Below are 13,800 nucleotides of genomic sequence, written 5' to 3'. Positions count from 1 at the left end.
GGCCGAAACCTACCGGAGCCGACGATCGACGAGGGCTCCCGGGTTCATGATCCCGGCGGGGTCGAGCTCCGCCTGCACCGCGCGGAGCATGCGGAGGCCCGCCGAGCCGATCTCGTGCTCCAGCCACGGCGCATGGTCCGCGCCGACGCCGTGGTGGTGGCTGATGGTGCCGCCCGCCGCCATGATCGCGTCGTTCACCCGGGACTTCACCCGCTCCCACGCTTCGAGCGGCTCGATGCCGAGCCCGGCGATCACCGTGAAGTAGAGCGACGCGCCCGTCGGGTACACGTGCGAGATATGGCAGAGGATGCGGTTCCGCGCCCGCTCCCCCGCGAACCCCTCGGTGAGCGCCGCGGTGACCGCTGTCTTGAGCGTGTGCAGGTTCGACCAGGTGGTGGCCGTCTCCAGCGTCTCGCAGAACACGCCGTGGGCCAGCAGCGCGTCGCGGAGGTACGGCGCCTTGAACCGGCCGTGGTCCCAGGACGCGGCGAGCCGGGGATCGGCCGGCTCACCGCCGGCGGCCCGCAGCACCCGTCCGGTCGCCTCGCGGCGGCCCGCCGCCAGCTCGGCGGGCCCCTCGTGCAGGACGACGGCGGTGCAACCCTTGGCCAGCGCCTTCCCGATGTTGCCGACCTGGGCCAGGGAGACCGCCGTCTCGTCCTCGTCGGACAGCCGGATCACGGTGGGCCCGGTGCCGAGCTGCGCGACGCCGCGCAGCGCGTCCGCACCGGCGGCGAAGCTGCCGAAGGTCCAGGCGTCGAACAGCCGCGCCTCGGGGGTCGGGTGGACGGTGAGCCGTACCTGGGTGATCACGCCGAAGGTGCCCTCGGAGCCGAGGAACCAGCGCGTCAGGTCCGGTCCGGCCGCCGAGCCCGGAGCCCTGCCCAGGTCGAGCGTGCCCGTCGGCGTGACCACCCGTAGCCCGGTGACCATCGTGTCGAACCGCCCGTAGCCCGCGGAGTTCTGCCCGGAGGACCGCATGGCGGCGAACCCGCCGAGCGTCGCGAACTCGAAGCTCTGCGGAAAGTGGCCGAGCTCGAAGCCGCGCTCCGCCAGGAGGGTCTCGGCGACGGGCGCGGTCGTGCCGGCCAGGAAGGTCGCCTCGTGGGCTACCCCGTCGAGCGCCACCAGCCCCGAGAGCCTGTGCAGGTCCAGGCTGACCACGCCCCGGTGCGGCCCGGCGACGGGCGTCAGACCGCCTGTCACCGCCGTGCCGCCGCCGAACGGCACCACCGCGAGGCCACGCTCGCCCGCGACGGCCAGCACCGCCGCCACCTCGCCCTCGGTGGCGGGCAGCACGACGGCGCCCGGCGCCACCTGCACCGCCTGCCGGCGCCGGAGCAGGTCGGGCGTGGACTTGCCGCCCGCGTGCAGCAGCCGTACGTCGTGGCCGGCGTCGACGTGGTCGTCACCGACCGCCTTGGCCAGCGCCGCCAGGTCGTCGCCGGCCAGGGGCGGGGTGCTGATCGTGACCTCGGCGAGGCGCGGCGCGGACGGCGCCTTCGGCAGGCGGCCGAGCACCGCGGCGAGCAGCAGCTTCACGCCGTTCGGGAGAGCGCGCGCACGGGCAGGGTCACCCCAGCCGTCCCAGCGCATGTAGGTGCGCTCGCGCTCCGGGCTCTCATTGCCCGGCTGCTTGCCCGGCTGCTTGTCCGGCTGCGTGCTGTCCGGCAGCGTGCTCACGCGTCCTCCGTGTGGTGTGGGTGTGGCCTACCATCCTGACGCGCGTTACAGTTTGACACAAGATGACAATTCGTAACGATCACCCGGACGGCGGTACCGACCGCACGGAGGAGCGCCTGCTGCACCACGCGGCCGAGATCGTCGCGGCCCGCGGTATGCGCGGCCTGTCGATCACCGAGCTCGCCCGCGCCGCCGGTGTCTCACGCCCCACGGTCTACCGCCGCTGGGAGTCCGCCGACGAGGTCCTGCGCGCCCTCATCGCCCACCGGATGCAGCTCGTGATCAACACCGTCGGCCCGCAGGCGGCAGACCGCGCGGCGATCGTCGGCAAGGTGGTCCGGTTCGGGGACCTGTTCCATGCGGACCCCCTGTTCGGGCGGCTCCTGAGCAACGAGCCGGAGGTCTTCACCCGCTACGCGTTCCAGCGGATCGGCCGGTCGCAGCGGGTGGTCCTCGAATGGCTCGCCGCCGCCATCGCGGCCGGCCAGCAGGGGGGCACCGTCCGGGCCGGGTCGGCGACGGACCTGGCGGTGATGGTCCTGCTCATCTCCCAGTCCGTGGTGCTCTCGCACAAGACGGTCAGCACGGTCATCGACGACGACGCCCTGCGCACCGAGCTCGCGCACGCCCTCGACGGGTACCTCCGTCCCTGACCCGGAAGCAGGACCGATGCAGAGCACCGCGCTCACCGCCCGGCGCCGCCGGCGCGAGCTGGACGAGCTCACCGCCGAGACCGTCGACCTGCTCGTCGTCGGCGGCGGGGTGACGGGCACAGGGGTCGCGCTGGACGCCGCGGCGCGCGGCCTGTCGGTGGCCCTCGTCGAGGCGCACGACCTCGCCTGGGGCACCTCCCGGTGGAGCTCCAAGCTGGCGCACGGCGGGCTGCGGTACCTGGCGACCGGCGACGTCGGCGTGGCCCGCGAGAGCGCGCGCGAACGGCACGTGCTGATGACCCGCACCGCGCCGCACCTGGTGCGGGCGCTGCCGCAGGTGCTCCCGCTGACCCCTGGCACGGGGCGCCGGCGCGGCCTCACCGTCGGCATCGGGTTCGGTCTCGGCGACCTGCTGCGCCGCGACGCCGGGACATCGTCCCTCGTGCTGCCCGGACCGCGCCTCGCCCGGCCGGGCGAGGTCGCCCGGCTCGTGCCCGCCGTCGCGCGCGAGCGCCTGCACGGCGCGTGGATAGCGCACGACGGTCAGCTGGTCGACGACGCCCGGCTCGTCGTCGCGCTCGCCCGCACCGCGGCGGGGCGCGGGGCGAAGATCCTGACGCGGGTGCGGGCCGTCGACCTGCGCGCGGACGGTGCGACGCTCGAGGACGCCCTCACCGGTGCGACCCTCACCGTTCGAGCCCGCGTGGTGGTGAACGCGACGGGCGTCTGGGCCGGCACCGTCGACCCGTCGGTGCGGCTCCGGCCGAGCCGCGGGACGCACGTGGTCGTCCCCGCTGCCCGGCTCGGCAGCCCGACGGGCGCCCTCATGGTGCCGGTGCCCGGCTCAGGCTCGCGGTACGTGTTCGCGCTGCCCGGCCAGCTCGGGCGGGTGGTCATCGGCCTCACCGACGAGGAGGCGCCCGGCCCCGTCCCGGACGTCCCGGTGGCCACGCAGGCCGAGATCGACTTCCTGCTGGAGACGGTGTCCGGCGTCCTGGCCCGCCCACTGCTGCCCGACGACGTGGTGGGCACCTTCGCGGGGCTGCGGCCCCTCGTCGACACCGCCGGGTCGAGCGACGGCCCCTCCGCCGACGTCTCGCGCAAGCACCTCGTGGAGGTGTCGCCGTCGACCGGCGCGGTGAACGTGCTGGGCGGCAAGCTCACCACCTACCGGACGATGGCCGAGGACGCGGTGGACCTGGCGGTCAAGCACGCCGGGCTCACCGCAGGGCCGTGCTGGACGACGGCGCTGCCGCTGGTCGGCGCGCCGCCGCTGGTGGGGCCTGGCGGGACGGGTGTCTCGACAAGCTCGACCAGCGGAACGGGCTCGACCAGCGGAACGGGTGGCGGGCTGCCGGACTCCCTCGTCGCCCGGTACGGCAACGAGGCCGCGGAGGTGCTGGCCGCCGCCGTGCTGCCGGGTTCGGCGTCCGCCGTCGGGCAGGGCATCGCCGGTACCGCACACCTGGACATCACCCGTGCGGAGATCGAGTGGGCGGCGACGCACGAGGGTGCGCTGGACGCCGACGACGTGCTGGACCGGCGCACGCGCATCGGGCTGGTCCCCGCGGACCGCGCGGCGGTGCGCGACGTCGTCGAGGAGCTGGTCGCGGACGCCCTGAAGTGGCTCTAGCTCGGCGGCGCGGGGAGGCGTTCGCTGCGGCGGCGCGGGGAGCGGAGCACCGACAGCGACACCATGCAGGCGATGAACCCGAGCAGCCACCCGCCCGGGATGTCGCTCAGCCAGTGGTAGTCCAGCCACGACATGAGACCGCCGGCGATCGCGACGATGACGCCGATCACCGGGATCATCTTGCGCAGCCTGCTGACGCTCGGCCGCAGGCCGCCGTGGGCGTACAGCAGGCAGAGGATGAAGAAGCCGGTGAAGAACGTGTTCGACGCATGCCCGGACGGGAACGCCTGACCGCCGGCGTGCAGCACGTCCATGTTGTGGTGCGGACCGGTGCGGCCCAGGCCGAACTTGGTGCCGTAACCGATCAGCGCGATGGTCACGAGGCCGGCCAGCACGGCGAGCACCGGGCGCCGGGTGGCGAGCTTCCAGAACGAGCCGGGGCCACCCTGCTTCCAGGCGACGTAGAACGCGGTGCCGCCCACCATGGGGATGGTGAACAGGCGGTCGCCGGTGATGTTCGCGACGACGTCGAGAAAGATCTTCTCCCAGCCCGTCGGGTGGTGCGCGTCCACGTAGTAGTGGAACTGCCAGTCCCAGGCGATGAACGGGCCGCGCACGACCACCTGCCAGATGAGGAAGGCGAAGACCACCGCCGCGATGCCTGCCGCGACCATCGAGCTGCGCCAGGTGGGAAGGGTCGACGGGTCGAGCGGAGCCTCGGTTGACGGTGACTCCACGCGCGTCCCACCCCTGCCTTCTGATTGCGCCATCGTGCCGATCCTACGGGTTTCAGGGTGAATGTTCGGTGCCGGCAAGGTGTCCAGCAGGCACTGTGCGTAACGATCGCTGCACGTTCACACCTGCCCCTGGACGACCGTATACCGCTCGCCCACGGTGGTGTCCCAGGCCAGACGCATGCGGCCGGACGGCGCCGACGTGACGGGGAGCGTCGCGACGGGCGTTCCCGACGCGTCCAGCACCTCGACGGACGTGCCCAGCGTCACGTCGAGGATCACCCGGTGGCCGCCCGCCGTGACCGTCGCGTCGGTCAGCACGCCGTCCCGCCAGGCGACGTCGACCACGTGCCCGCCGCGGCAGCGCAGCCCGCGCGCGTGGCCCGCGGACCAGGACGGCGGGAGCGTCGGCAGCAGGCTCACGGCGTCGTCGTGCCCCTGGACCAGGAGCTCGGCCATGCCTGCGGTGCCGCCGAGGTTGCCGTCGATCTGGAACACCCAGCCCTCGGGCAGCCATTCGGCCGGGTGCAGGTCCAGCAGCGACGCCGAGCTGAGGTCCTCGATCAGGATCGCGAGCGACCGCTCCGCGAGCGCCGGGTCCCGCAGGCGTGCGGCGAGGCACAGGATCCAGGCCTGGCTCCAGCCCGTGTAGCCCGAACCCTGGTCGAGCCGGAGCGTCAGCGCCTTGCGTGCGGCCTCGAAGTGCTCGGGCGTGCGGGTCTCGGTGATGCGGGTGCCCGGGTACAGGCCGTACAGGTGCGACAGGTGGCGGTGACCGGGCTCGCCCGGTATCCGCTCCGTCATGTACTCGAGCAGGTCCCCGCCCGGCCCCACCTGGACCGGGCGCAGCCGGTCCAGGGCAGCGCGCGCCCGGTCGGCGAGGTCGTCGTCCGACGGCCGGCCAGGCTCCGCGGGGGCGCCGTGCTTGACGAGGGCCAGGTATCGGCCGAGCACCTCGGCGGCGAGCTCCTGGTCCATGGCGCAGCCCGCGTCGACCGCGTACTCCTGCCCGTCGAGGACGAACGTGTGCTCGGGGGACGACGACGGGCTCACGACGAGAGCGCCCTCGTCGTCGGCGACCAGCATGTCGAGCGTGTGCTCGACGGCCGCGCGGTGCACCGGGAGAGCCGCCGCGACGTCGGCCTGCGGGTGCGGGCCCGCGCCGAAGTCCAGGTGGTCGCCGAGGTGCGCGGCGAGCCAGGGCAGCGCGGACGGCCAGCTCGACCACTTGGGCTCGCCGGCGACGGGCGCGGTGAACTGCCACAGGTCGGTGTTGTGGTGCACCGCAGACCCGCGCGTGCCGTAGAAGTCGCGCGCGGTGCGCCGTCCGGCGTCGGCGAGATCCGTGACCAGGCCGAACAGGGGTGCCGCGAGGTCGGCCAGGCCGGTGGGCTCTGCGGGCCAGTAGGCCATGGGCAGGTTGACGTTGGTGGTCCAGTCGCAGCTCCAGGGCGGCGTCGGGTCGGCGTTCCAGATGCCCTGCAGGTTCAGGGGCTGCGTGCCCGGCCGGGAGCCCGCGATCATCAGGTACCGCCCCAGGTGGAAGTACCGCTCGGCCGCCGCGGCGGCCGGGTCGCCCGAGGCCGAGAGGTCGAGGTCCGCCCGGTCGTAGTAGGACCGGTGGTCGAGCTCGTGCTCGGCACGCAGGTCGGCGGTGGTGCGTCGCCGCGCAGCCTCGACGCGGACACCGGCCACGGCGGCCAGCGAGCGGACGTCGGCGCTCGGCCGCTCCGCGGGTCCACGGAAGCCGGACTCCGCGGCGACGATCAGGCGGGCGCCGTCGTCGGTCTGCTCGACGCAGGCCACGAGGGCGAACCCCATCCCCGCGGGCACCGTCCCCGCGGCGTCCGGGGTGTCGTCGGGGTACCGCACCACCTCGTCGGGCCCGGGGGTGACGAGCACGGGCACGCGACCGGTCACGACGGTCCACGACGCGCCGTCCCGCACCTCCCGCTCGACCACCAAAGGATGCGCCCCCTCGACCTCGACCGCTGAGTGCTGGGTATCTGCGCCCTCAAGGGCCTCCTCAGGGGCGAATATCCCGCACTCGACGGCGGTGGCGACCAGGACCGCGGACGGGGCCGAGACGAAGACGTCCAGGCCCGACTGCGGGTCGGCGGCAGCGCCGCCCGCGATAGCGCCGTCAGCCGCCGCATAGCGCACCGATGCCACGGCGCGGCGCAGGTCCAGGGTGCGCCGGTAGTCGGTGACGCGCTCAGGAACCGGGCCGTACGCCCAGGTCAGGCGGGCGAGCGGCTGGTACGACTGGACCCAGCGGTCCGACAGGTTCGCGCGCGCCAGCCGGTCGGCCTCCGCGTGGTCGCCCGCCGCGATCGCCTCGCGCAGCAGCACCACGGTCTCGGGGTCGGGCGGGTCGACGACGGCGGTGGCTGGCCCCCCTGACCACAGGGTGTCCAGGTTGAGGTCGAACACCTCGGAGCCGACGCCGCCCCGCAGCGCGGCCCCGAGCGTGCCGTTGCCCACGAGAAAGCTGTCGATGAACGTGCCGGAGGGCTCGTCCAGCTCAACCAGGTGCCGCCCGACGGGGTCGTCGCTGCTCATGTCGGCAGATCATGCCAGGTCGAACTTGCCAGGTCGCCCGTCCGTCCGGCCTACGCCGGCGGGGGCGCCGTGCTCTGCCGCACCAGGAGCGACACGGGGACCACCTCGTGCAGGTCCTCGGCGTCGGCGTCGTCCTCGATCTCCCCGGACCGCACCTGCTGCAGCAGCCGTGCCACGAGCCGCGTACCGATCTCGTCGAAGTCCTGCGCCACCGTCGTCAGGGGCGGCCAGAGGTAGCCGGCCAGCAGGACGTCGTCGAACCCGACCACCGAGACGTCACCCGGCACGGCGCGCCCGGCCTCGTGCAGCGCCCGGAGCACACCTGCGGCCATCTCGTCGTTCGCGCAGAACACCGCGGTGACCTCCGGGTCGGCGGCGAGCCGGCGTCCGGCGTCGTACCCGGAGGCCGCCGTCCAGTCCCCCTCCACGAGCTCGGGAACCGGGCTGCCCGCTGCCACCAGCGCGTCCCGCCACGCCTCGGCACGCAGCTGGGCGGGTATCGAGTCCGCCGGCCCCGCGACGTGGTGCACGGTGCGATGGCCCAGGTCCAGCAGGTGCTGCGTGGCACTGCGGGCGCCGTCGCCCTGGTCCGCGCCGACGGCGGGGTGATGGCCGACGAACCGCGAGTCCGACACGACGACAGGCAGCCGCGGCGGTAGCGCCAGCGTGTCCGGCGTCGCGGTCTCGGCGCGGATGATCACCAGGCCGTCGATGGCCTGGTGCGAGAGCCGGGTCGCCGCGGCGGAGACGACGTCGGACGACGGGCTCTCGACGTCGATCAGCGTCACCGTGTAGCCCTCCCTGCGCGCCGCCTCGACGACCGCCTCGACCGTCCGCGACTCACCCGTCCGAGCGAGCCGGTGGGCGATCACGCCGATCGTCCGGAAGCTGCCGTACCGCAGCGCACGCGCCGCGGTGTTGGGCGCGTAGCCGAGCTGCGCCATCGCCGCCAGCACCTTGTCGCGCGTGACGGGGCGCACGTTGTCCAGACCCATCGACACGCGTGAAACGGTCTGCGTCGACACACCCGCCAGCGCGGCTACATCGGCCAGGGACGGACCTCTGCCCTCCACGGCATCCACCTCCTCGTGACGCACCGGCACAGCGGCACGCATTTGACACCTCGGTAACTCACGAGCACCCTAGTCCGGGTCACCATGTTTACGTCAACACGACGCCATGCTGACCCCACTCGTGAAGGAGCGACTTCTCTTGACCACGCTCGCATCGCCTCCGGCCGTGCCCAAGAACGTGCCCAGGACCATGGGACGGATGCGACACCGCAACCGCTGGACCGGCTGGGGCTTCGTCGGTCCGTTCATGATCGTGTTCGCCCTGGTGTTCCTGGCGCCGATCGTCTACTCCCTGTACCTGAGCCTGTTCCAGACCAAGCTGGTGGGCGGCACGTCGTTCGTCGGGCTCGACAACTACGCCCGGGCGCTCGGTGACCCGCAGTTCTGGGACGGCGTCGGCCGCGTCACGCTGTTCCTCGCGGTCCAGGTGCCCGTGATGCTCGGCATCTCGCTGCTCGTCGCCCTCGCGATCGACAGCGGCCGCCTCTACGGACGCGACTTCTTCCGGCTCACGATCTTCCTGCCGTACGCGGTGCCCGGCGTCGTGGCTGCCCTGATGTGGGGCTTCATGTACGGCGACCGCTTCGGCCTGGTCGGCAACGTCAACGACCTGCTCGGCACCAGCATCCCGGACCCGCTCGCCTCCGTCCTGGTGCTCCCCGCGATCGGCAACATCGTGACCTGGGAGTTCGTCGGCTACAACATGCTCATCTTCTACTCGGCGCTGCGCGTCGTGCCGGCCTCCCTCTACGAGGCGGCGGAGATCGACGGCGCGGGCCCGTGGCGGGTGATCTCCGCGATCAAGCTCCCCGCGATCCGCGGCGCCCTCGTCGTGGCGACCATCTTCTCGATCATCGGCTCCTTCCAGCTCTTCAACGAGCCGAGCATCCTGCAGGCGCTGTCGCCCAACTACATCTCGACGCACTACACCCCCAACCTGTACGCCTACTCGCTGTCCTTCTCCGGCCAGCAGTACAACTACTCGGCCACGGTGGCGATCATCATGGGCGTGCTCACGATGCTCGTGGCCTACGTGGTGCAGCTGCGCGGCATGCGCAAGGAGGCCTGAGCCATGAGCACCAACACCCTGCTGACCGCGCCCACCGTGCGGAAGCCCCGGCCGCGCCCGCGCATCAGGAGCCGCCGCAGCTCGCACGCCCGGCCGACGCGCAGCATCCTGCTCACCGTGCTGACCGCGCTCGTCGGCATCTACGCCCTGATCCCGCTGGTCTGGCTGCTGATCAACGCGACGAAGACGCAGCCGGACCTGTTCAGCTCGTTCGGCCTGTGGTTCAGCGGCGACTTCGCGCTCTGGGACAACCTGGTGGGCGTCGTCACGTACGACGACGGCGTGTTCGGCCGCTGGTTCCTCAACACCCTGATGTACGTGGTGCTGGGTGCCGGCGGCGCAACGCTGCTGGCCCTGCTCGGCGGCTACGGCCTCGCCAAGTTCAACTTCCCGGGCAAGCGCGCGGTGTTCGCGACAGTGATCGGCGCAGTGGCCGTGCCGGGCACCGCCCTTGCCGTGCCCACGTTCCTCATGTTCGCGAACATGGGCCTGACCAACACGCCCTGGTCCGTGATCATCCCGTCGCTCATCTCGCCGTTCGGCCTCTACCTCATGTGGACGTTCGCCGCCGACGCGGTGCCGGACGAGATCATGGAGGCCGCCCGGATCGACGGCGCCAGCGAGGCCCGCACGTTCTTCCAGGTGGCGCTGCCGATGCTCGCGCCAGGCATCGTGACGGTGCTGCTGTTCACCGTCGTCGCGACGTGGAACAACTACTTCCTCCCGCTGATCATGCTGCGCAACCCGGACTGGTACCCCCTGACCCTGGGCCTGAACGCGTGGAACCAGCAGGCGACCACGGCGGGCGGCGAGGCCATCTTCAACCTCGTCATCGCCGGCTCGCTCCTCACGATCCTGCCGCTCATCGCGGTCTTCCTGCTCCTGCAGCGCTACTGGCAGTCGGGTCTCGCCGCCGGCAGCGTCAAGGAGTGAGCATCCCCCGCACGGCCATCCCGCAAGACCACTGAGACTCCGTTCGACTGACGATGATGTGAGAGGAACCACCATGACCATCCGCCACCACCGCGCAGCAGGTGCGCTCGCCGCCGCGAGCGCCCTGGCGCTCACCCTTACCGCGTGCGGTTCAGGGTCCGCCGGCGGCGACGCCCCCGCGGAGGAGGTGTCCGCTTCAGACATCTCTGCGGCGCTCGAGGAGGGCGGCGACCTGCTGGTCTGGGCGTGGGAGCCCACGCTGGACAAGGTCGTCGAGGACTTCGAGGCCAAGTACCCCAACGTGAACGTCGAGATGGCGAACGTCGGAACGGGCAACGACCACTACGTCGCCCTGCAGAACGCGATCAGCGCAGGGTCCGGCGTCCCCGACGTCACGCAGATGGAGTACTACGCGCTGCCGCAGTTCTCCATCGGCGAGTCGCTGGCCGACCTCGCGCCCTTCGGCGCGAACGACCTGGAGAGCTCCTACTCCCCCGGTCCGTGGGGCGCGGTGACCAGCGATGACGCCGTGTACGGCCTGCCGATGGACTCGGGCCCGATGGCGCTGTTCTACAACGCGAAGACGTTCGAGGCGGCCGGCGTCGAGGTGCCGGCCACGTGGGACGAGTTCGCCGACGCCGCGAAGAAGATCCACGACTACGACCCGAACACGTACATCACGTCGGACAGCGGCGACGCCGGCTTCGCGACGTCGATGATCTGGCAGGCGGGCGGTCACCCGTTCAAGGTGGACGGCACGAACGTCACGGTCGACCTCGCCGACGAGGGCTCGGCCAAGTGGGCAGACACGTGGCAGGGGCTCATCGACGACGGCCTCCTCTCCGACGTCCCCGGCTGGTCCGACGAGTGGTTCCAGGGCCTGGGCAACGGCGAGATCGCCGCGCTCGTGACGGGTGCCTGGATGCCCGCGAACCTCGAGTCCGCCGCCGCACCGGCGTCGGGTGACTGGCGCGTGGCGCCCATGCCGCAGTGGACCGCCGGCGAGAACGCGACCGCCGAGAACGGCGGCTCCGCGCTGTCGGTCACGGAGGCGAGCGAGAAGAAGGCGCTGGCCTACGGCTTCCTGGAGTACGCGAACGCGGGCGACGGCGTCGCCACGCGTCTCGAGGGCGGCAACTTCCCCGCGACGGTCGCGGACCTGAACGACCCGGAGTTCCTCGCCGTGGAGTCCGAGTACTTCGGCGGGCAGAAGATCAACGAGGTGCTCTCCGCCTCGGCCCAGGGTGTCGTGCCCGGCTGGCAGTACCTGCCGTACCAGGTCTACGCGAACAGCGTGTTCCCGGACACGGCCGGCCAGGCCTACACCGGCTCGACGTCGCTGGCCGACGGCCTGAACGCCTGGCAGAAGTCGATCGTCAGCTACGGCAACGAGCAGGGCTTCACCGTCAGCGAGTGATCCACCCGGCAAGCAACCGGTGACGACGGCGGGGGCCTCCCCCGCCGTCGTCACCGTTTTCCCCAGTCACGACAGCACCCGAGGAAACCACACATGCCCACGTTCGAGATCGGACCCGAGGACTTCCTGCTCGACGGCGAGCGGATGCAGGTCGTCAGTGGCGCACTGCACTACTTCCGCGTCCACCCCGACCAGTGGGCCGACCGCATCCACAAGGCCCGGCTGATGGGCCTGAACACCATCGAGACGTACGTCCCCTGGAACTTCCACGCGCCGGTACCCGGGGTCTTCGACCTGGACGGCCGGCGCGACCTGGGCCGGTTCCTCGACCTGGTGGCCGCCGAGGGCCTGCACGCGATAGTGCGCCCCGGCCCCTACATCTGCGCGGAGTGGGACGGCGGCGGCCTACCGGCCTGGCTGCTGGCGGACCCCGCCGTCGGCGTGCGCCGTCACGAGCCGGGCTTCCTCGACGCGATCGGCAAGTACTACGCGAGCCTGCTGCCGCTGGTCGCCGAGCGGCAGGTGACGCGCGGCGGACCGGTACTCATGGTGCAGGTCGAGAACGAGTACGGCGCCTACGGCGACGACCCGCTCCCGGAGCGGCAGAAGTACCTGCGCGCCCTGGTCGACCTGGTGCGCGAGCAGGACATCGAGGTCCCGCTGTTCACCTGTGACCAGGCGAACGACGAGATGCTGGAGCGCGGCGGCCTGCCCGAGCTGCACAGGACCGCGACGTTCGGGTCGCGCACCACCGAGCGGCTCGAGGTGCTGCGCAGGCACCAGCCCACCGGGCCGCTGATGTGCATGGAGTTCTGGAACGGCTGGTTCGACTCCTGGGGGCTGGAGCACCACCTGGCGCCCGCCGAGGCGAACGCCGCCGACCTGGACGACCTGCTCACAGCGGGCGGCTCCGTCAACCTGTACATGTTCCACGGCGGCACCAACTTCGGGCTCACGAGCGGCGCCAACGACAAGGGCATCTACCGGCCCATCGCGACGTCGTACGACTACGACGCCCCCCTCGCGGAGGACGGCACCCCCACCGCGAAGTACTGGGCGATGCGCGACGTGATCGCGCGGCACCTGCCCGTGGCGTCGGCCGAGGAGCTCGACCGGGGCGCGGACGCCGCGCCGGCGCCGGTGCTCGACGTAGCGCTCACCGCGCACGTGACGCTCCCCGACGCCCTGCCCGGTCTGCTCCGCGAGGAGCCCCGCCGGTTCCCGCACGTGCCGAGCACCGACGACCTGGAGCTGTGGTCGGGCTTCGCCGTCTACCGCACCGACCTGCGGGCCGACGACGCGGTGCTGAGCGTCGGCGAGATACGCGACCGCGCGGTCGTGCTGGTCGACGGCGAGCAGGTGGGCGTGCTCGACCGCGGGTCGCACACGTTCGCCGTCGCGCTCCCTGCGGGCGCGGGCGAGCTCACGCTGCTGGTCGAGGATCAGGGGCGGGTCAACTACGGGCCGCGGATCGGCGAGCCCAAGGGGATCATCGGGCCGGTACGGACCGCCGTACGGACCTTGGACGAGTGGCAGGCGGCCGCGCTGCGCGTCGAGGACGCCCCGGAGCTGCTGCGGGCAGCCCTGGACACCGCGGCGGACGGCGGGACCGACGGCGCCGCGGTAGCGGGCCTGCACCGGGGCACGTTCGACTCGGTCGCCGGGGCGGACCACTTCCTGCGCCTCGACGGCTGGACCAAGGGCCTGGCCTGGGTCAACGGCGAGCTGCTCGGCCGCTACTGGAGCCTCGGCCCGACGCACACGCTGTACGTGCCGGGGCCGCTGGTCCGCGAGTCGGGCAACGAGCTGGTCCTCCTGGAGCTGCACGGCGCGGCGATCAGGCGCGCGTCGTTCGTGGCGGCCCCAGACCTGGGCATCACGGAGCAGTAGAGACCGGCGTCGAGGTCCGCGAGGTAGAGCGCTTGTCCGGGTCTCCCCGGTGCCGCCATGGGCGGTCAGCGCCCCGGCGCCGACCCGCAGCGAGCAGTCGACGTCCAGGCACACCTGGATGGGGCGGGCACTCGCCGAGCCGCTCGCACCGGC

10 protein-coding genes are annotated in these 13,800 nt (G+C 72.3%); 6 read left to right on the top strand and 4 right to left on the bottom strand.

Annotated features, from left to right (window positions below; genetic code table 11):
• Positions 1-9 precede the first annotated feature (9 nt).
• Positions 10-1,683 (bottom strand): FAD-binding oxidoreductase, encoded by a 1,674-nt coding sequence (locus tag AB0I32_RS22470; protein ID WP_357510090.1) that lies wholly within the window; start codon positions 1,681-1,683, stop codon positions 10-12.
• 62 nt (positions 1,684-1,745) lie between these two features.
• Between AB0I32_RS22470 and AB0I32_RS22465 the strand changes: the two genes are divergently transcribed.
• Positions 1,746-2,336, top strand: coding sequence for a TetR/AcrR family transcriptional regulator (locus AB0I32_RS22465; protein ID WP_357510088.1), 591 nt, complete (start codon positions 1,746-1,748; stop codon positions 2,334-2,336).
• Positions 2,337-2,352: 16 nt separating this feature from the next.
• Positions 2,353-3,969, top strand: a complete 1,617-nt coding sequence (locus tag AB0I32_RS22460) for a glycerol-3-phosphate dehydrogenase/oxidase (RefSeq protein ID WP_357510086.1) — start codon at positions 2,353-2,355, stop codon at positions 3,967-3,969.
• Here the strand turns inward: AB0I32_RS22460 and AB0I32_RS22455 are convergent.
• The 3 genes from AB0I32_RS22455 to AB0I32_RS22445 form a co-directional block, all read right to left on the bottom strand.
• Positions 3,966-4,706, bottom strand: a complete 741-nt coding sequence (locus AB0I32_RS22455; protein ID WP_357510084.1) for a phosphatase PAP2 family protein — start codon at positions 4,704-4,706, stop codon at positions 3,966-3,968. The two genes, AB0I32_RS22460 and AB0I32_RS22455, sit on opposite strands and share 4 nt — an antisense overlap.
• 117 nt (positions 4,707-4,823) lie before the next feature.
• The gene (locus AB0I32_RS22450) at positions 4,824-7,265 is read right to left on the bottom strand and encodes a glycoside hydrolase N-terminal domain-containing protein (protein ID WP_357510082.1); all 2,442 of its coding nucleotides are present in this window, start codon (positions 7,263-7,265) and stop codon (positions 4,824-4,826) included.
• 50 nt (positions 7,266-7,315) lie between these two features.
• Positions 7,316-8,347, bottom strand: coding sequence for a LacI family DNA-binding transcriptional regulator (locus AB0I32_RS22445; RefSeq protein WP_357510163.1), 1,032 nt, complete (start codon positions 8,345-8,347; stop codon positions 7,316-7,318).
• Positions 8,348-8,537: 190 nt separating this feature from the next.
• Here AB0I32_RS22445 and AB0I32_RS22440 point away from each other — a divergent pair, with 190 nt between their 5' ends.
• The 4 genes from AB0I32_RS22440 (at position 8,538) to AB0I32_RS22425 (ending at position 13,647) form a co-directional block, all read left to right on the top strand.
• Positions 8,538-9,407 (top strand): sugar ABC transporter permease, encoded by an 870-nt coding sequence (locus AB0I32_RS22440; protein ID WP_357510080.1) that lies wholly within the window; start codon positions 8,538-8,540, stop codon positions 9,405-9,407.
• A gap of 3 nt (positions 9,408-9,410) precedes the next feature.
• A complete protein-coding gene (locus AB0I32_RS22435) occupies positions 9,411-10,340 on the top strand; it encodes a carbohydrate ABC transporter permease (RefSeq protein WP_357510078.1) in 930 nt (309 codons plus the stop codon).
• A 73-nt stretch (positions 10,341-10,413) separates the two neighbouring features.
• On the top strand, positions 10,414-11,757 hold the full coding sequence (locus tag AB0I32_RS22430) for a sugar ABC transporter substrate-binding protein (protein ID WP_357510076.1): 1,344 nt from the start codon (positions 10,414-10,416) through the stop codon (positions 11,755-11,757).
• A gap of 93 nt (positions 11,758-11,850) precedes the next feature.
• Positions 11,851-13,647 carry a beta-galactosidase family protein gene (locus AB0I32_RS22425; RefSeq protein ID WP_357510074.1) on the top strand — a complete coding sequence of 599 codons (1,797 nt, stop codon included), beginning with the start codon at positions 11,851-11,853 and terminating at the stop codon, positions 13,645-13,647.
• Positions 13,648-13,800: the final 153 nt, after the last annotated feature.

This window comes from Promicromonospora sp. NPDC050249, from assembly GCF_040656015.1.
Lineage (GTDB): Bacteria > Actinomycetota > Actinomycetes > Actinomycetales > Cellulomonadaceae > Promicromonospora.
This window is presented reverse-complemented; position numbering and strand designations above follow the sequence as displayed.

What these genes read in the sequence shown, in the direction of transcription:
- AB0I32_RS22465 (WP_357510088.1), top strand. Translation starts at nt 1,746, where the DNA reads ATGACAATTCGTAACGATCACCCGGACGGCGGTACCGACCGCACGGAG.
- AB0I32_RS22460 (WP_357510086.1), top strand. Translation starts at nt 2,353, where the DNA reads ATGCAGAGCACCGCGCTCACCGCCCGGCGCCGCCGGCGCGAGCTGGAC.
- AB0I32_RS22450 (WP_357510082.1), bottom strand. Translation starts at nt 7,265, where the DNA reads ATGAGCAGCGACGACCCCGTCGGGCGGCACCTGGTTGAGCTGGACGAG.
- AB0I32_RS22440 (WP_357510080.1), top strand. Translation starts at nt 8,538, where the DNA reads ATGCGACACCGCAACCGCTGGACCGGCTGGGGCTTCGTCGGTCCGTTC.
- AB0I32_RS22435 (WP_357510078.1), top strand. Translation starts at nt 9,411, where the DNA reads ATGAGCACCAACACCCTGCTGACCGCGCCCACCGTGCGGAAGCCCCGG.
- AB0I32_RS22430 (WP_357510076.1), top strand. Translation starts at nt 10,414, where the DNA reads ATGACCATCCGCCACCACCGCGCAGCAGGTGCGCTCGCCGCCGCGAGC.
- AB0I32_RS22425 (WP_357510074.1), top strand. Translation starts at nt 11,851, where the DNA reads ATGCCCACGTTCGAGATCGGACCCGAGGACTTCCTGCTCGACGGCGAG.